Below are 17264 nucleotides of genomic sequence, written 5' to 3'. Positions count from 1 at the left end.
CTTCGTCGAGAGCACGCCGTCGGTTCCGCACGGGCCGCGTTGTCCCGCCGCCTTCACCCGTGACGTCGTCACGCCTTCGAGCCAAGCCACCGGGTCAGCGCTTCGCCCTTCTGGACCACCGCTGCCCGTCCACTCACCACATCGACGCACTCATCTGCCGATGAGAGTGCAATTCTTCTGTGACAGGAGTGCCAAGCGATACAGAATTCTAGTTGAGGGCGCACAGCGGCTTCAGGGATCTGAAAATCATCGGCAATACCGAGGCCGCGACGGCCACGATTGAGGGTGATGTGCGATCAGATTCGGAGGCAGTTCTGTGACTGGTGCTATTTTGCATGACTGGAGTGATCTTGACCGTGCCGCTATCTGGGGCTCGCTCCTCACTGGAAACGGAGCAAGTCGAAATATTTGGTCGAAGTTCAAATATGAGTCGCTCTACGAGAAGTCGGAGCCGAGCCTCAGTGCCGCCGCAAAAACTATCTTTTCACGGATTAATACAACAAACTTCGAACTTGCTTTAAAGGTAACTCACTACGCTGCCTTGGTCGATGAGGCGCTCGGCCGCGACGCCACCGGGACGAAATCCTTGCATGAGGAAGTTCGCCAAGCGCTATTCGATGCAGTGCGGGCCCAGCATGTCCCGCATGCAACGCTGGGGTTCGGCCTGCTGGAAGATATTGCGCTCATTCTCGCCAGGTACCGGTATGTCTATACCACGAATTATGACTTGATCCCATACTGGGCAGCCATGGCATCTGAAGAGTCGAAGCTACGGCTGAAGGACATGTTCTGGGCTGCGCCGCATCATGTTTTTGATCGGTCAGATTCAGGGGCCTTTGGAAGCGCGACCATCATCCATTACTTACACGGCGGCATTCACCTGTGGATGAACCCGTCCAGTGGCCAGTGCGGAAAGTGGGTGCTTGATGGGGACTCGCTATTGAATGCCAGCCATTTCGTAGGTCATCCTGACCGGGTTCCACTACTGATCTCTGAGGCTGATTCAAAGCAGAAGGCATCTGCGGTTGGAGAATCTGACTATCTTCGATTCTGCTTCGAAAGACTGTTGAATGACCGGGGCAACCTAGTTGTTTTCGGCGCAAGCCTTTCTGAGATCGATGAGCATGTCCTGAGGGCGATAGCGATTGGCCCGCCCCGTCATGTCGCAATAGGTATGAGGAAGGATTCTGCGACCGAGTCAGAGCAGGCGCGGCTCCGCGAAAAACTTGACCGTCACGGAGTACACTTCTTCGATGCGAGTACCCATCCGCTCGGATCAAGTGGCCTAAATAAGGGATAATACGGTGTGCGTACTGTCATGCCGCGGACAATGTGCGCTTGGCCCACGCCGTGCTGTGACGGCTGGCCGTCCTTCCTGTACCGCGCATCGATGACGCCGCCGGCTGTTCCAGGGGCTATGACTGGATGGTGTTGGGACATCTGCGTCGAGTTGACCGGAGGGCCGCTGCACCGCGCTATCTCGTCCTCACTCACTGGGTGTCACCATCGGAAGCGGGTGAATCTACTAGCGCGTAGGCTGACCCGAGACTTTCGGTCTTGAGAGGAGTCGGGCAACGTGCAGGATCAAAAGCCGATCGTTTTGGAGGACTACCGCGATATCTCCAAGCTCGACTTGAATAGCTTCCCGTGCGCTGGCCAATTTTCGGTGCGCTGGGCTGACGACATGGTGGAACTCACGGATGAACGGCTTTCCCTGCGAGTTAGGTTTCCGTGGTGGAGTCGTCAGGACGTGGAGCAGGCGATCCAGAGTCCGTCAGGTCCTCCGGTGGGTGAAGTCGACGAGCCGTTCGATGATGAGGAACAGGGCTGGCGAATCCTGGTCTGGCAGCATGCCGGAATGGTCGGAATCATGGTGGGCGCCGATAACACCTTCACTACTTGGTTCCGCGTGCCGCTCGAGAGGTATTTGGCCGGATGGATGGCTCTAGCCGTATCGGGTTAAGCAATCGAGTCGAGGGCAGTTCATTGATGGCAGCGCTTCGACGGGCGGGATCCGACAGCGCCTACACGCGCGGCCTGGCGCACTGATCTGCCGCCGACAAAGCGCGCAGATGGTGCGGGCGCCGGCGTTGCTCGGAGACAACCTATCGAACGTGAACGCCGCCCGGCTCCTTCAAGCGGATGGAGCGCGGCCAGGCACCACGACGCCCAACGACGGGCCTCGCGACCGGATACGTTGTATCCGCCGCCGACCGTTGCGGTGCGAGCTTAGGTGAGCCGCCGGACGCTACAACAGCTCGGTCTCCCACGCCGCGAAGGGAGGATCTACCAGGTATTGGTCGTCGCAGAACCGGCGTATCCACTGAGCGGCTCGATACTCAGCGTCGCCGTAGTTGGTCACCTGGCCTGCCTCGTTGACGTCCAAGACGTTGGCGAAGACGGCTAATACCATCTCTAGCCCCGAACCATAGTTCATAACAGCAGGGCGGTAGTCGAAGCCGTCGAGCAGTTCCAAGTCGAGAGTGCCCTCGGCCAGGTAGAAGCCGAATAAGCGAAACGCTGAGCGAACGTCCTCGGGGAGTCGTGCCATAGGATGATCCTCCCTTGGGGTGCGAGCTTAGAGACGGCATCCGTGAAGCGAGAACGCTCGGAGTTGTCGGCGGCTTGCCGACCGTGATCCGGTGGGTGTTACCCCAACTGCCGGAGGAACTCTTCCATTGCTGTTCCGACGTCGCCGAGGGCGTCGGTGTAGGCGCGTAGCGGTCCGGGTGGACGCAGGCCGTGGTCCCCGTCGGGGATGGTGAGGACGGCCTTCTTCGTCGCGGTGGCGACATCGGGAAGCCAAGTGCGATCGCGGGTGCCTCCGACGAGCAGGGCGGGCGCCGGGTTCCGGGTGATCGCCTCGGCGATGGCCTCGACGTGGAGAAGCGGCGTGAGCCAGATCGCGGGGAGTTCCCGCTCGGCCGCGAGCACCGCGGCGTACGTGCCGAGTGACTTCGCGATGATCACAGGTTGCGCGGCGGTCGATCTGTGCAGGGCCGCCAGGACGTGTGCTCTGACGAATGGTTCCGGCCCGACGTCCAGGAGGCTGTCGGGAACGGTCCAATGTATCGTCTCCGTGGGTATTTCGCGGTCGCGGAGCGCCTCGTCGGCGAGGTCGAGCAGTGGGGCCTGCGGGCCGTAGCCGCGGCCCGGGACGATGATTCCGCCGATCATCCGACGACACTAGCGGTCGGAAGCACCTCACTGTCATGCCGGCGGTGTGGCCCGTGGGCCGGGCCCCGCAAACCGGCCCGGCCCGCAGGACGGTCAGCCCTTGGCGGCCAGCAGCGAGTCGAAGACGGCGCCGCGGTCGAAGGTCAGGGCCTTTTTCAGGGCCCGCGCGGCCATCTCCTGCCGTTCGGTCTCCGTCATGTCGAGGACGGCGTGGTCCAGGGCGTCGGCCAGGGCGTTGATGTCCCCCGGCTCGACGATGACCGCTGTGTCGCCCACGGCCTCGCCCGTGCCGCCCGTCAGGGTGGTGATGACCGGGCCGCCGCCGGCCAGCATTTTCTCGGCCAGGGCGATGCCGAAGGTTTCCACGAAGTCGGGCTCGGGTTTCGTCGGCAGGGCGTAGGCGGCGCACCCGCGCATCAGGAGGGGCTTCTCCTCGTCGTCCACGTCGGTCAGGAAGATGATCCGGTCGTCTTCTTTGGCCATGGCCTGCACGTGTTCCAGGGCGGGGCCGGTGCCGGCGACCACCAGCTTCACCTTGTCGCGGCTGCGCATCTGGCCGTACGCGATGATCAGGTCGTAGATGCCTTTGGCCCGGGCCACCCGGGACAGGAACAGGATGTAGCCGTCGCGTTCCAGGCCGCGGCGGGCCAGGGCGGCGTCGACGGCGGCCGGGTCCAGGTCCAGGTAGGCCGAGGAGTCGATGGGTGGGTAGCTGACCGTCACGCGTGAGCGGCACTGGGCGGCGAACGTTGTGCCGCAGGCGGCGTCCACCTCCAGGGCCGAGGCGATGATCTCGTCCTTCGTGTATTCGGAGACCGCCACGACCTCGTCGTTGGCCAGGAACGTCGTGAACAGGACGGTCGCCGCGCCGAAGCGGCCTTCGCGGAGGCACTGGCGGATGACGTTGGTGACGTCGGAGCCGACCGCTTTGGCGATGGTGTGCACGTCGGGGCTGAGGCCGGCCGCGCGGGCCGCCTGCACGGCGTCGATGACGACCGTCTGGTGCGGCACCAGGTACATCGACAGGCAGACGGTGGGGATCGGCTCGGCCAGCAGTTCGACCAGGCGCCCGGTGAGGCCGGCCAGGTGCCGTCCGTCGGGCACGCGGTAGTCGCCGACGGCCTCGGGGCGTTCGACGGTGATTCCTTCGCTGTACGGCAGCAGCCGGTCCAGTGGTTTGAGCGGCAGACCGGCGGCCTGCAGCACCGGGATGGGCCAGGTGAGCAGGCGGACGTCCGTGAAGCCCCGGGTGAGCGCGACCTCGGCGAGGTTGCGGGCCTCGCCGGAGTGGCCGCAGATCACCGGGTCCGCGCGGACCACGATGACGAGACGACGGTCGGGCTTGTTCAACGCTCGGCCTCCTGAGGGGGCGGGTCGGACAGGGATGGCGGGCGGTTCCCGCTCCCCCAGCTCGACGGCTCGGGCCCCAGCCGCAGATGCAACCGGCCACCGCGGTGCACGTCGGCGGCACTCAGGTGCGTGGCGTGCAGGGGCTTGCCGTTCAGGGTGGCGCTCTGGACGAACAGGGGCGGCGGTTCGCGGTCGATGCCGTCGACGCCGATCGGGGTTTCGCGGTGGCCGCTGGTCTCGATGACGAACTCGCCGTCGGGCATCTCCAGGGTGGCGCGCTCGAAGGCGGGCGTGTTGACCAGGAACAGGTGCTGCCCGGCCACCGGGAACAGGCCGAGTGAGGCCCAGACGTACCAGGAGGACAACCCGCCCGAGTCGTCGTTGCCGGGCAGCCCGCCCGGGCCGGTGCCGAACTGCCAGGTCAGCGCCGAGTGCACCACTTGCGCCGTACGGTCGGGGCGGCCCGCGTAGTGGTAGGCCCAGGGCGCTTCCATGTCGGGTTCGTTGTTCAGGCCCTCGAACCGTTTGAGCGCGTACCCGGCCTGCATCTCGGCCGTGGGCGGGCGCCGGCCGGGCTGTTTGACGGGCTCGGCGCCGTAGCCGAAGAACCGGTCGAGTTTGCCGATGAACGCGGTGTCGCCGCCGGCCAGGTCGATCCGGCCGCGCATGTCGTGCAGCAGCCGGAACGAGTAGTTCCACTTGCCGCCCTCGTAGTACTCGGAGTCGCGCAGCAGCCCCGTGACCGGGTCGAACGCGTTGATCCAGCCGCGGCTGCGTTCCTCCAGGTCGGCGGCGAGCCGGCGGTCGCCCAGGGCGCGGGCGACCCGGGCCGTGCAGTGATACCCGTACGCGAGGTCGAGCGTGTGGGTGATCGGATGCACGACGCCGTGCTCGTAGAAGTCCTCGCCGTACATGCGGCGCAGGTCGTCGACCATGTGGACCAGCGCCCAGGCCCAGTCGATGGGGGCTCGCCCGAGCGCGTGCGCGTCGGCCAGGGCGGTGTGGGCCAGTGCGCTCGCCTGCCGGAAGAACCGGTCGGCGCCGCGGGCCATCCGGTAGCCGATCGGGAAGTTGCCCTCCTCCTCGCACACCCGGATCAGCGATTCGAGCAGGTCGGCGGCGCGGTCGGGGGCGATCGCGGCCAGCAGCGGGACCTGCGTCTTGTAGATGTCCCACATGGTGCAGACGTCGAAGGCGTACGGGCCGGAGTTGGGCCAGAACGGGCTTTCGTCGTCGGCGAAACACGGCTTGATCAGCGCGTGGTACAGCGAGGTGCCGAGCACCGTGCGCCGGGCCGTGGTGCCTCCCTCGACTCGCACCTTGTCGAAGTGCTCGCGCCATTTGGCCCGGGTTTTCGCCCGTACGGTCGTGAAGGCGGAACTTTCCCCGCCACATTCACGCCGCAGGTTCTCCCCGGCCTGCTCGGTCCCGCGCAGCGAGAAGCCCATCCGGACCTCGATCGTCTGGCCCGCGCGGGCCGAACCGCGGAACAGCATGCCGAACGGGCGCAGGTTGGTGTGCCGGATGCTGTCGAAGTCGAGCCGGGTGCCGCCGTCGATCAGCCGCCGGTCGTACCACAGCATCTGCCGCCAGCCGGGACTGTCGACCTCGACGTAGACCGAGAGCGGCACGCCCTCCATGACGATCGTGCCCTGGGCCCGGCCGTGGCCCATGCTTTCGATCTGCGCGCGCAGCGGCACCGTGCGGCCGAGTTCGGTGGCCAGGCCGCCGCAGGACAGGTCGAGCACCACGCGGGCGCTGCTCGACGCGGGGAACGTGTAGCGGTGCACGGCCACCTTGTCGCCCACCGTGATCTCGCTGCGGATGCCGGTGTCGAGCGTGGCCGCGTAGTAGCCGGCCTCGGCGGTCTCGTCGTGCAGGGCCCACGACTGCCCGAGGTCGTCGAGCGGCTGCACCATCGGCGTCACGCGGACGTAGTTGTAGTACTTGCGGATCGCGCCGGTGCCGGACTGCTGGAAGTGGGTGAACCCGGACGCCTGGATCCGGTCGAACATCGCTTCGGGCACACCCTCGGTGTTCTTGGTGTAGAGCCCGTAGCCGGTCGGGTAGGCCCCCGAGTAGGCGCAGGCCGAGACCATGCCGAAGGGCGCCGTGGCTCCGGGGTGGGTGTTGCCCACCTGTGGTTTCGGGAACCACCACGTGGCGGCGAGTCCGCGGGCGGGAGGCAGGTCCGTGGCCGCGGTGCCGATGAAGGGGTCAACGTTGTCGAGAATGGCGGGACTCTATCCAGCCGCGAGCGGCCTGAGGTTTCGTCAAGGTGAACTCCCTAAGTCAGAAGTGGATCTTGCGCAACAGGGGCTGCCTCTAGATCGAGTCTGTCGTACATCTGCGGCGCTGGTACCCGTTCGGGCAGCGTCGGGATGTCGCACCGGGATGCGAAAATCCACGGCGTGGAGTGGACCTACGGCCTCGGCATCGACCTCGGCACGACCCAGACCGCGGCGGCGGTGCACGACGACGCCGGCGCGACCGGGATCGTGCGCCTCGGCGGGCGCCGGGCCGAGATCCCGTCGCTGGTCTTCGTCAGACAGGACGGCGCGCTGCTGATCGGCGAGGCAGCCGAGCGGCGCGGGCTGACCGAGCCGTCCCGCCTGGCCCGCGAGTTCAAGCGGCGGATGGGCGACCCGGTGCCGATCCTGGCCGGGGGCACCCCGTTCTCGGCCCACGCGCTGACCGGCAAGCTGCTGCGGCACGTGCTCGACGAGGTCACCCGGCTGCGCGGGGCCGCCCCGTCCGCGATCACGCTGACCCACCCGGCGAACTGGGGGCCGTACAAGCGGGAGCAGTTCGCGCAGGCCGTGCGGCTGGCCGACGCCGAGCATGTGACGTTCCGGACGGAACCGGAGGCGGCCGCCCTGCAGCACGCGACCGCCCGGCGCATCGCGTCCGGCGAAACCGTGATGGTGTACGACCTGGGCGGCGGCACCTTCGACGTGGCGTTGCTGCGCCGTGACGGCGACGGGTTCACGCTGGTCGGCGAGCCCGAGGGCATCGAGCAGCTGGGCGGGGCCGACTTCGACGAGGCCGTGTTCGCGCACGTCGTGGGGGCGCTGGGCGATGCCGCGCTCGACCTCGACGCGGACGATCCGGAGGTGGTGGCCGCGCTGTCCCGGCTGCGGCGCGACTGCGTCGAGGCCAAGGAGGCGTTGTCCTTCGACACCGAGACCGAGATCGGGGTGGCGCTGCCGGGGCTGCACACCCGGGTGCGGCTCAACCGGTCCGAACTGGAGTCGATGATCTCGCCCGCGCTCGAGGACACGCTGTCGGCCACGCGCCGGGCGATGCGCTCGGCCGGGCTCGACGCCACCCAGGTCAGCGCCATCCTGCTGGCCGGCGGGTCGTCCCGGATCCCGGTTGTGGCCCAGCTGCTGGGCGAGGAGTTCGGGCGTCCGGTGATCGCCGACCCGCACCCCGAGCACAGCATCGCCCTGGGCGCCGCGGTCGCGACCGGCCCCGTGTCGTTCCCGCCGGCCATCGGGCAACCCCCTTCCCCGTACGGGCAACCACCGGCGGAGGTCGGCGCCGAGCCCGCGACCACGCCGCTCACGCCCCACCCCACGCGGGTGATGCCGGCACAGCCGTTCTCTCCGCCACCCCAGCGATCGGGTGACGGTGTTCCGGTGTTCCAGCGGGGCGCGGCCGCGGTGCCGAGCGGGGATCCGGAGCCGTTGCCGGCGACGACGCCGTTCCCGGCGAGTCAGGAGCCGCTCGCGCCCACGGCGGCCTTCGCGGCGAGTCCCGGCGCCGCCGGGCCCGCATCTCCCGCCGGCCAGCCGCCTCCGAGGTACACGCCCGACCCCGCCGCAGGTCACCAGCCGCTCACGCGCACGACGCCGTTCCCAGCGACCCCGGGGCAGCCCACGCCGGCCGTCGCGGCCGCGCCCGTGCCGCCGCCGTCCACCCCCGTCCCGGCCCCGGCGGGCGGGCCGGCGGAGCGGGGTGTTCCGCCTGTGCGGGGCGGCCCCGAATCGTACGGGAAGGGAAGGCCGGCCACCCGCCGCCTCGCGCTCGCGGCCGGGCTGGCCGTGGTGCTGATCGTGGGTGGCGTGGCGGGTGCCGTGGCGTGGAACAAGCGCGACAAGACGGACGGTGAGACGGCCGCCCCGCCGCCGAGCACGCCGGTGACCTCGACGACGCCGAAGCCGCCCTACCCGACCGACGCGTCGATTCTCGTACGGGCAGACACCGGCGCCGGCGACAGCGCGAACCGGGTGTCGAAGGTCGTGTCGTTCAAGCCGGGGATCGGCACCGAGCGCACCGAGTTCCCGAACACGCTGCCGGGTGATGTGCTGCCGCGCTGGTCGCACAACCGGGAACTGATCGCGATGACGCACACCAACGCCGACAACACCAACGACATCGTGATCATGAACAAGGAGGGCACCAGCCGGCACACGCTGGTCGAGGACGTGGCGAACAGCCGGGCCACGTGGTCGGGTGACGACAAGCTGGTCGCGTACATGAAGAAGGTCGACGGCTTCAACCAGATCTTCCGGATCTCGATCGACGGCGGCGAGCCCGAGCAGCTGACGTTCTCCAAGGAGGCCAAGGACGACCCGTTCTACACGGTCGACAGCGAGGCGATCGTCTACTGGGTGTTCCGGGCCGGTCAGAAGCTGATCTACGTGCTCAACGCGAAGAAGCTCGAGGAGCCGGGTCGCCGCATCACGCAGCCCGCGCTGGGCCCGGCCGTCGACCCGGCGCTCGCCCCCGACGACAGCTACATCCTGTTCACGCTGGAGGGTGCGGACGGCGACTCGGACATCTGGATCGTCGACAAGCTGACGAAGAAGCCGCCGCGCCGCCTGACCACCAGCCCTGAGCGCGAGATGGACCCGACGTGGTCACCCGACGGCAAGTGGTTCGCCTTCACCCGGGGCGACTACGACAAGCCGCAGATCGTGATCATGAAGCCGGACGGGACCGGCGAGACCGTGCTGACCGCGCCCGGCCGGCGCGAGGGTCACCCCTGCTGGTTCTGAGCCGCCAGGATGCCTTCGGCCGTACGGGTCACGGCGCGCGCCGCCGTGCGCAGGTCGCGGTTGGAGAGCGGGTGCTCGGCCAGGCGCTGCCACGTGGCCTGAGCGGCCCGGGCGGCCGCGCCCACATCGCCGTCCGGGGGCAGGCCGAGTCGCTCGCGGGCACCACCGCCGGAGCCGCCGAGCAGCCGGTCCATCTCGGCCCGGCGGTCGTCGGCCAGCGCGAGGCGGCCCGAACGCAGCTGGTGGAGAAGGCGCAGCTCGACGAACTCGTGGGCGCCGGCCCGGATCTCCTCGGCCCCGGCGGCCAGGGGTGAGCCGGGTGGCAGCCGCTCGTCGAGGGTGGCCAGGGCGCTGCGGGCCTTGAGCACCTCGGCCCGGCCCTCCAGGTGGGCGCTGAGCACCTCGCGGAGCCGGGTGATGCCGCTGTGCTCGGTCAGGGCCGCGGCCAGTCCGGCGGCGTCGGTGACCACGCCCTCGCGGATCAGCCGGGTGCTCAGCCGCACCCCGAACAGGCCGACCCGGGTGAGCAGCCGCCGCCGTTGTTCGCCCGCGGCCGCGAACCGGTCGGCGGTCAGCAGCAGCTCCACGATGTCGTCCATGGGCATCGCCGCGACCTGGGCCAGCAGCCGGAACTCGCCTTCGCGCAGGGTGGCCCCGGCCGCTCCCAGCAGGCCCGCCACCGGCACGACGACCGGGCACAGCCGCCGCAGCCGCTCGTCGGTCGTGTACCGGTCGGCCACGCGTGCGGCGGCGGTCATCGCGTCGAGGCGGCAGCCGCCGATCTCGTCGGCCCGGCTCAGCACGCCGACCGCGTTGACCGAGGTGCCACCCTCGCCGCCGCCGTGGAAGGCCTCCAGGAAGCGCACGTCGCCGCCGTGCAGGTGGCGCAGCAGATAGATCACCGCATCGGCTTGGCCGTCGTCGTTGACGAACGTGTGCGTGCGGGCCGACACGTCAGCCGAGAGGGATTCGATGCCGGGCGTGTCGATCAGTGTGTGGCGGCGCAGGCGGGTGCTGGGCACCCGCACCTCGAGGCGTTCGACCTGGTCGGCGGGGCGGCCCAGGTCGATGCGGACCGCGCCGTCGCGCCGGGTGAACGGCCGGGTCTCGGCCGTGCCGTCGCGCAGGTACGACGTGACCGCGTACGCCGGGCCGTCGGCGTACCAGGTGACGATCCGCGTGCACTCGCCCGCGTCGGTCGGCGCCAGTTCCTCGCCGATCAGCGCGTTGAGCAGTGTGGACTTGCCCGCCTTGAGCTTGCCCGCGATGGCCACCCGCAGGGGTTCGTCGAGCCGCCGCCGGGCCTGGATGAGCCGCTGGTCGGCGGTGGCCGCGACGGCCCGGTCGAGCAGCGCGCGGGTGCGCGCGAGCAGGTTCACGACGCCAGCCGGTCGAGGCGGCGGCGCTGCTCGGCCAGGGCGGCCGCGTGGCTGCGGCGCTGCTGCTCGCCGAGGGCGGCGACCTGGCGGACGGCGGCCTCGGCGGCCTGGGCCGAGCGGGCCAGCTCGCGAGCGCGGGCGGCGAACTCGTCGCGCAGCAGGCGCTGGGTGCGGCGTACGGACTCGCGGCTGTCCCGGCCCACGTGGAAGCCGACCTCGTCGACGTAGCGCCGCAGCTCCTGCCCGGCCTGCAACCGCCGCTGCTGCACCTGACGCTCCTTCTCGGCCTTGACCAGGCGGCGCCCCAGCGTGACCCCGGCCAGCAGGCCCAGCGGGGCGGCCCAGGCCACGCTGAACAGCGCGCCCACCGCACCGAGCAGATAGAACCCGCCGTACGCGACCCGGGCCGCGGTGAACGCCCCCAGGAACTGCGCCATGCCCGACTTGCCGAAGCTCAGCTCGATCGGCCGGGCCTTGCCGGCGCCCATCGGCAGCGCGGGCAGGGTGGCGCTGAGGTCGTGCGCCTCCATCCCGAACCGCTCGGCCACCTCGCCCGCGACCTGCTCGGCCCGGGTGACCAGCAGCATCAGGTTGTCGGCGGCGGCCCGGGCGGCCTCGCGGGCGGCCCAGGCCTGCAGGTCCTGCCACGTCTCGCGCGGGTCGGACGCGGCCAGCAGCTCCTCGCCGTTGCGGATCAGCAGGCGCATCCGCTCGCGCAGGTCGTGGTCGACGTCGGCCGCCAGGTCCTGGATGCCGTCCTGCAGCACGACCTGCCACGTGCCGTGCTGCAGGGCCGCGCTGCGCCGCGAGCGTTCGGCGTAGCCCGCGGTGACCTGCGGGTCGAGGGCCGCGGCGGCCTCCGCGTCGAGGCGTTCGCGCAGCTGGGCGGTCACGAAGGCGAGTTCGTCGCGGGCGGCGGCCAGCCGGTCGGCGGCGGCCTTGTCGATGACTTGCGTACGTAACAGGTCGACCAGCCGCGGGAAACCCGACTCGGCGTTGAGCGCGGTGTCGTCGCGGGCCTGGGCGCGCATCCGCAGGAACGACGACACCGGCACGACGGGCAGGTCGAGGCCGAAGCGCCGCAGGTGGGCCTGGTCGAGCTCGGCGATGCGCCGCCACTCGACGTGCAGGTCGGTCTTGGTCAGCACGAGGAACGTCCGCGGGCAGCGCTCGACCGTACGGCGCAGGAACTCCACCTCGGGCGCGGTGAGCTCCTGGGCCGCGTCGGTGACGAACAGGGCGGCGCCGGCCATGGTCAGGGTGGCCAGGGTGAGGTTGCCCTGCGCGGAGTCGAGACCGCCGACGCCGGGGGTGTCGACCACGGCCAGCCCGGCCCCGAGCAGGCGGCGGTCGATCCTGATCTCGACGGCCCGGGCCTCCTGGCCGCTGTCACCGGTGATGTGCTGGGCGACCTCACCGAACTCGATCGGCGTCTCGTTCTCGGCGATCAGGGCCGCGCTCGGCGGGCGGCCGAAGCGCAGGATCGTCGGCAGCGCGGTCACGACGTCGGCGTCGACCGGGCACAGGTCGGTGCGCAGCAGCGCGTTGACCAGGGTGCTCTTGCCCTGCTTGAACTCGCCGACCACGGCCACGGCGACGGCCTCGGTGGAAATGAGCCGTGCGGCCGCGCGCTCGAGCCGCTCCGCGAGATCGGCCCGGCCCGCGCCGGCGGCGATCCGGCCGGCCTCGGACAGCCGGGCCAGCACGTCGGCGGCCGTCGTGGTCAACCGTGTTCCTCCTCCGCGCGCGCAACGCCCGACCATAGCGCCCCACACCCTGCCGGCTGCGGACGGATTTCCGACACTCCCCATGGCGCCTTTCATGTGCGATGTTGTGCGCGCTTCGCACGCGTCGCCCCGGGACGGCACCTCCCTCTCCGGCGCGTGCGAAGCCTTCCCCCGTACGTCCTCGCGCCCCGCCCGAGTCTTCCCCGGCAAGTTACTCGGCGGTAGGCTTCGCAGGGTGACGCACGAGGTGTTCAACCAGGCGCCGCCGCTGGTCGACCACGACGTCGCGGCCGATCCGGCCCTGCTGGCGGCCGTGGAACGCGAAGGTGCACCGTGGGCGGCCGGCGACCTGCACCGGCTGGGCAAGCTGGCGGGCACGGCCGAGCCGCAGCGCTGGGCCGACGAGGCCAACCGGCACGAGCCCCGGCTGCTCACCCACGACCGCTACGGGCATCGCGTCGACGAGGTCGACTTCCACCCCTCGTGGCACCGGCTGATGGAGGTCGCCGTCAGCGAGGGCCTGGCCGGAGCGGCGTGGGCCGGCACCCGGCCCGGCGCGCACGTGGCCCGGGCCGCCGGCTTCTACGTGTGGTCGCAGGTGGAGGCGGGCCACGCGTGCCCGGTCTCGATGACCTACGCCGTGATCCCGGCCCTGCGTCACGCGCCCGGCCTGTCCGCGCTCTACGAGCCGTTGCTGGCGTCCCGCTCGTACGATCCGGGCCTGCGCACGCCGTCGGCCAAGTCCGGGCTGCTGGCCGGCATGGGCATGACCGAGAAACAGGGCGGCTCGGACGTACGGGCCAACACGACCGTGGCCACCCCGGCCGCCGACGGCACCTATCGGCTGCGCGGGCACAAATGGTTCACCAGCGCGCCCATGTGCGACCTGTTCCTGGTGCTGGCGCAGGCCCCTGGCGGCCTCACCTGTTTCCTGGTGCCCCGCGTGCTGCCCGACGGCACCCGCAACCCGTTCCGCATCCAGCGCCTCAAGGACAAGCTGGGCAACCGCAGCAACGCCAGCAGCGAACCCGAATTCGACGACACGGTGGCCTGGCTCGTGGGCGGCGAGGGCCACGGCGTGCGCACGATTATCGAGATGGTCGCGATGACCCGGCTCGACTGCGTGATCGGTTCGGCCTCGGGCATGCGGGCCGCGCTGACCCAGGCCGTTCACCACACCCGGCACCGGCGGGCCTTCGGCGGGCCGCTGATCGGCAAGCCGGCCATGCGCAACGTGCTGGCCGACCTGGCGCTGGAGTCCGAGGCGGCCACCGCGCTGGCGATGCGGCTGGCCGGGGCGGTCGACCGGGACGAGCAGGCGTTCAAGCGGCTGGCCATCGCCGTGGGCAAGTTCTGGGTCTGCAAGCGGCAGCCGGCAGTGGTCGGCGAGGCCCTGGAGTGCCTGGGCGGCAACGGGTACGTGGAGGAGTCCGGGTTGCCGCGGCTCTATCGGGACGCCCCGCTCAACTCGATCTGGGAAGGGTCGGGGAACGTCCAGGCGCTTGACGTGCTCCGGACGATGCAGCGCTCCCCCTCCAGCCTCGCCGCCTTCATGAGCGAATTGTCGGAGTCGACGGGTGCCGATCGGCACTTCGACGCCGCGGTGGCCCGCTTCTCCGCCGCTGTATCCGACGAATCGGATGCGCGCCGGACGGTGGAAGCCATGGCGTTGCTGCTCCAAGCGTCCCTGCTCGTCCGGTTCGCCCCGCCCGCCGTGGCCGACGCCTTCTGCGCGAGCCGGCTGGGCGGCGACTGGGGACACACGTTCGGCACGCTGGGCCGCGGGGCGGACACCGCGGCGATCGTGGAAAGGGCCGCGCCCGCGTAGCAACGGCTGTACGCCGGTACTGTGCCCGGGTGGCGCTGGGTTCGGATTTTCGCCGGTTGTGGGTGGCGTACGGGGTCAGTGAGATCGGTACGGGGATCGGGTTCGGGGCCTTGCCGCTGGTCGCGGTGCTCGTGCTGGACGTGCCGGAGTTTCAGGTCTCGTTGCTGGCGGCGCTGAGCGGGGTGGCGGCGGCCGTGCTGGCGTTGCCGTTGGGGCCGTGGATCGAGCATCGGCGGAAACGGCCGGTGATGATCGGGGCTGACCTGGTGCGGTTCGTGGTCGTGGTCAGTGTGCCGGTGGCCATGCTGGCCGGCGTGGTGTCGTACGGGCAGCTCTGTGTCGTGGCGGTGGTGCAGTCGGCCGGGACGATCGCGTTCTCGGCGGCCAGTGGGGCGCATCTGAAAGCGCTGGTCGGCGTGGCGGATCGGGCCACCGCGAACGGGCGGTTCGAGGCGACGTTCTGGACGGCGTACAGCGCCGGGCCGGCCGTCGGGGGTGCGCTGACCTCGTGGTTCGGTGTCGCGTGGACGATCACCGCCGATGCCGTGAGCTTCCTGCTCTCCGCTGTGGGCGTCCGTAGCTTGCGGACTCCTGAGCCTTCCCCACCCGTACGGGAAACGGCTCGTCCCGACATCACGGCTGGGTGGCGGCACATCGCCGGGCATCGCGGGCTGCGGGCGTTGTTCGTGAATTCGCAGGTGTTCGGGGGCTCGATGATGGCCGCCTCTCCCCTGCTGACCGTGCTGATGCTGCGCGACCTGGGTTTCGCCCCGTGGCAGTACGGCATCGCGTGGGGCGTCCCCTGCCTCGGGGGCGTCCTGGGTGCGCTGCTGGCCGGCCGGTTGACGTCCCGGTACGGGCAACGCAGCGTGCTGCTGGTCTCGGGGGTGGGGCGCGCGGTGTGGCTGTGGGCGCTCGCGTTCATGCCGGCGGGGGTGGCGGGGCTGGTCCTGATCACCACGGTCGAGTTCCTGGCCCTGTTCGGCTCGGGCGTGTTCAACCCGGCGTTCGCCACGTACCGGATGACCGAGACGGCCGACGGTTTCCTGTCCCGGGTGATCGCGTGCTGGCAGATCACTTCCCGGACGGTCCAGCCGGTCTGCATCGCGCTCGGCGGCCTGCTGGCCGCGGTGACCAGCCTGCGGACCGCTCTGCTGGTGTGCGGCCTCGGCGTGGCGCCCAGTTCGGTGCTGCTGCCCTGGCGCACCAGTGCCGAGGTGCCGGCCCGGTAGCGGCTTCGGGCGGGCGCGCCTACTTGGCCGGGCCGAGCAGGTCGCGGATGCTGGCCAGCAACTCGTCAGTGGTGATCGGGGCGGCATGTCCCCCCGTACGGGCGTCCTGCATGGCCTTGGACAACTGCACGCGCCGCAGCACCTCCTTGATGTCGGCGCCGGTCATGCCGTGGCTGGCCGTGGCCAGGGTCATCACGTCGAGGTCGTCGGCGAACATCTGGAAACCGGGCGCCTCGTGCGCCGCGATCAGGCCACGGATCATCTTGCGGAAGATCTCGGCCCGCGACGCGTCGTCCGGCTTGGGCACGCTGATCTTGACGTCGAAGCGGCCGGAGCGGATCAGTGAGTCGTCCACGCGGTGCGGGAAGTTGGTCGTGGCCACCACGATCACGTTCGGGTTGGCCTCGATCAGGTCGTTCATCTCCTGCTTGAAGATGCCCGCCACGGCGTTGATGGCCTGGCTGGCCGCGTCACCGCCGGCCCCGGCGTAGCTGATGATCGAGTCGAACTCGTCGAACAGCATCAGGGTCGGCACACGATAGCGGCGGGCGTCGCGGAAGATCTGCTTGATGTTGCGCTCGGAGCCGCCGAGCCACTTGTCGAGGATCTCCGGCGTGCGGATCTCGCGGAAGTCGGCGCCGATCTCGTTGGCCAGCGCCCGCGACAACATCGTCTTGCCGGTGCCGGGCGGCCCGTACATGAGCAGGCCCTGCGGCCGCCGCGCACCCCAGCGGGCCATCGCCTCCGGGTGGCGGAACGACACGGCGATCTGGCGCAGCTCGGACACCACCTCGACGAGCCCGCCGACCATGTCGAGCGTGACCTCCTGCGTCGTGACCGGCGCCGTGGCCAGCGTCTCGCGGCTCACCACGAACCGCCGGCCGGTCAGCGCGTCCGGACCGGTCAGCTCGAGCACCGCCTGCAGCGTGAGCCCCACGAAAGCCTGCAGGTGGGCCGGGGTGACGTCGTCGCGCGGCACCTCGGCGTGCAGCCGCACCACCGTGCCCGTCTCGTCGTAGGAGATCTGGGCCTGCAGCCCCACCACGGCGTCGGCCAGCGTGCCCGGCTCCTTGCCGGCCACCGGCTGCGCCTGACGGTCAAGACCGAGTTTCTTGTACGCCGCGGCGGCCGCGGCACCCACGCCGTCGACGATCCGGGTGGCGATCGGGTCGCCCGCCTCGATGCGCTTGGCCAGCAGCAGGCCGACGGGGTCGTTGCCGAGCACCAGCTTGCGGATGCGCTCCTTGGACAGCGGCTCCTCGGCGGTGCTGATCGCGGCCGCGAACGTGTGCACCGGCCCGGCCGGGCGGTCGGCACTGGCCACGGTCAGGTCGACCCGCTGCACAGGCGCGGGCCAGCCGGCCCGGCGCAGCAGCTCGACCGGGTTGACCCGGGCCGCGGCGAGCACGGTGGCCGCGTCGACGAGCTCGACGGTGGCGCCCGCGTAATCGAAGGACTCACCGCGTGGCCGCGTGTCGGACATTGCTACCTCCCGGAGGGTGTCGGCCTACCAAGAGTGACACGGGTCCACACCAGTTGCCGTTCGGTGCGTCCCTGACGAACCCCGG

12 protein-coding genes are annotated in these 17264 nt (G+C 70.2%); 5 read left to right on the top strand and 7 right to left on the bottom strand.

The genetic code is table 11. From position 1 onward, the window contains the following. The first annotated feature begins 316 nt into the window (after window positions 1–316). Window positions 317–1300, top strand: coding sequence for a DUF4917 family protein (locus tag BKA14_RS07925; RefSeq protein ID WP_184950256.1), 984 nt, complete (start codon window positions 317–319; stop codon window positions 1298–1300). Between the two features lie 276 nt (window positions 1301–1576). Further along, window positions 1577–1963, top strand: a complete 387-nt coding sequence (locus BKA14_RS07920) for a hypothetical protein (RefSeq protein WP_184950255.1) — start codon at window positions 1577–1579, stop codon at window positions 1961–1963. Between the two features lie 285 nt (window positions 1964–2248). Here BKA14_RS07920 and BKA14_RS07915 read toward each other — a convergent pair whose 3' ends face one another. The 4 genes from BKA14_RS07915 to BKA14_RS07900 form a co-directional block, all read right to left on the bottom strand. Then, window positions 2249–2551 (bottom strand): DUF7677 family protein, encoded by a 303-nt coding sequence (locus tag BKA14_RS07915; RefSeq protein ID WP_184950254.1) that lies wholly within the window; start codon window positions 2549–2551, stop codon window positions 2249–2251. Between the two features lie 98 nt (window positions 2552–2649). Then, window positions 2650–3177 (bottom strand): alpha/beta hydrolase, encoded by a 528-nt coding sequence (locus BKA14_RS07910; protein WP_184950253.1) that lies wholly within the window; start codon window positions 3175–3177, stop codon window positions 2650–2652. A gap of 93 nt (window positions 3178–3270) precedes the next feature. Beyond that, window positions 3271–4527 (bottom strand): glycosyltransferase, encoded by a 1257-nt coding sequence (locus tag BKA14_RS07905; protein WP_184950252.1) that lies wholly within the window; start codon window positions 4525–4527, stop codon window positions 3271–3273. Further along, window positions 4524–6737 (bottom strand): GH92 family glycosyl hydrolase, encoded by a 2214-nt coding sequence (locus tag BKA14_RS07900; RefSeq protein ID WP_275412369.1) that lies wholly within the window; start codon window positions 6735–6737, stop codon window positions 4524–4526. The genes BKA14_RS07905 and BKA14_RS07900 overlap by 4 nt, the downstream gene beginning before the upstream one ends. A gap of 201 nt (window positions 6738–6938) precedes the next feature. Between BKA14_RS07900 and BKA14_RS07895 the strand changes: the two genes are divergently transcribed. Next, window positions 6939–9530 (top strand): Hsp70 family protein, encoded by a 2592-nt coding sequence (locus BKA14_RS07895; RefSeq protein WP_184950251.1) that lies wholly within the window; start codon window positions 6939–6941, stop codon window positions 9528–9530. On the opposite strand, the gene BKA14_RS07890 is transcribed toward BKA14_RS07895, so the two are convergent. Together BKA14_RS07890 and BKA14_RS07885 are read right to left on the bottom strand one after the other, a co-directional pair. After that, window positions 9512–10909 carry a dynamin family protein gene (locus BKA14_RS07890; RefSeq protein WP_184950250.1) on the bottom strand — a complete coding sequence of 466 codons (1398 nt, stop codon included), beginning with the start codon at window positions 10907–10909 and terminating at the stop codon, window positions 9512–9514. The genes BKA14_RS07895 and BKA14_RS07890 overlap by 19 nt on opposite strands. Continuing rightward, on the bottom strand, window positions 10906–12636 hold the full coding sequence (locus tag BKA14_RS07885; RefSeq protein WP_184950249.1) for a dynamin family protein: 1731 nt from the start codon (window positions 12634–12636) through the stop codon (window positions 10906–10908). Before BKA14_RS07885 ends, BKA14_RS07890 begins: the two co-directional genes overlap by 4 nt. A gap of 235 nt (window positions 12637–12871) precedes the next feature. On the opposite strand from BKA14_RS07885, the gene BKA14_RS07880 reads away from it, so the two are divergent. Both BKA14_RS07880 and BKA14_RS07875 read left to right on the top strand, forming a co-directional pair. Next, window positions 12872–14464 carry an acyl-CoA dehydrogenase family protein gene (locus BKA14_RS07880; RefSeq protein WP_239092401.1) on the top strand — a complete coding sequence of 531 codons (1593 nt, stop codon included), beginning with the start codon at window positions 12872–12874 and terminating at the stop codon, window positions 14462–14464. Between the two features lie 29 nt (window positions 14465–14493). Then, window positions 14494–15696: an MFS transporter gene (locus BKA14_RS07875; protein ID WP_184950247.1), complete on the top strand. Its 1203-nt coding sequence runs from the start codon at window positions 14494–14496 to the stop codon at window positions 15694–15696. A 19-nt stretch (window positions 15697–15715) separates the two neighbouring features. Here the strand turns inward: BKA14_RS07875 and BKA14_RS07870 are convergent, their stop codons facing one another. Beyond that, window positions 15716–17179 (bottom strand): ATP-binding protein, encoded by a 1464-nt coding sequence (locus BKA14_RS07870; RefSeq protein WP_184950246.1) that lies wholly within the window; start codon window positions 17177–17179, stop codon window positions 15716–15718. Window positions 17180–17264 lie beyond the last annotated feature (85 nt).

The organism is Paractinoplanes abujensis (assembly GCF_014204895.1).
Lineage (GTDB): Bacteria > Actinomycetota > Actinomycetes > Mycobacteriales > Micromonosporaceae > Actinoplanes > Actinoplanes abujensis.
The sequence above is the reverse complement of the archived record's forward strand: the minus strand, read 5'-3'. Positions and strand labels throughout refer to the sequence as shown.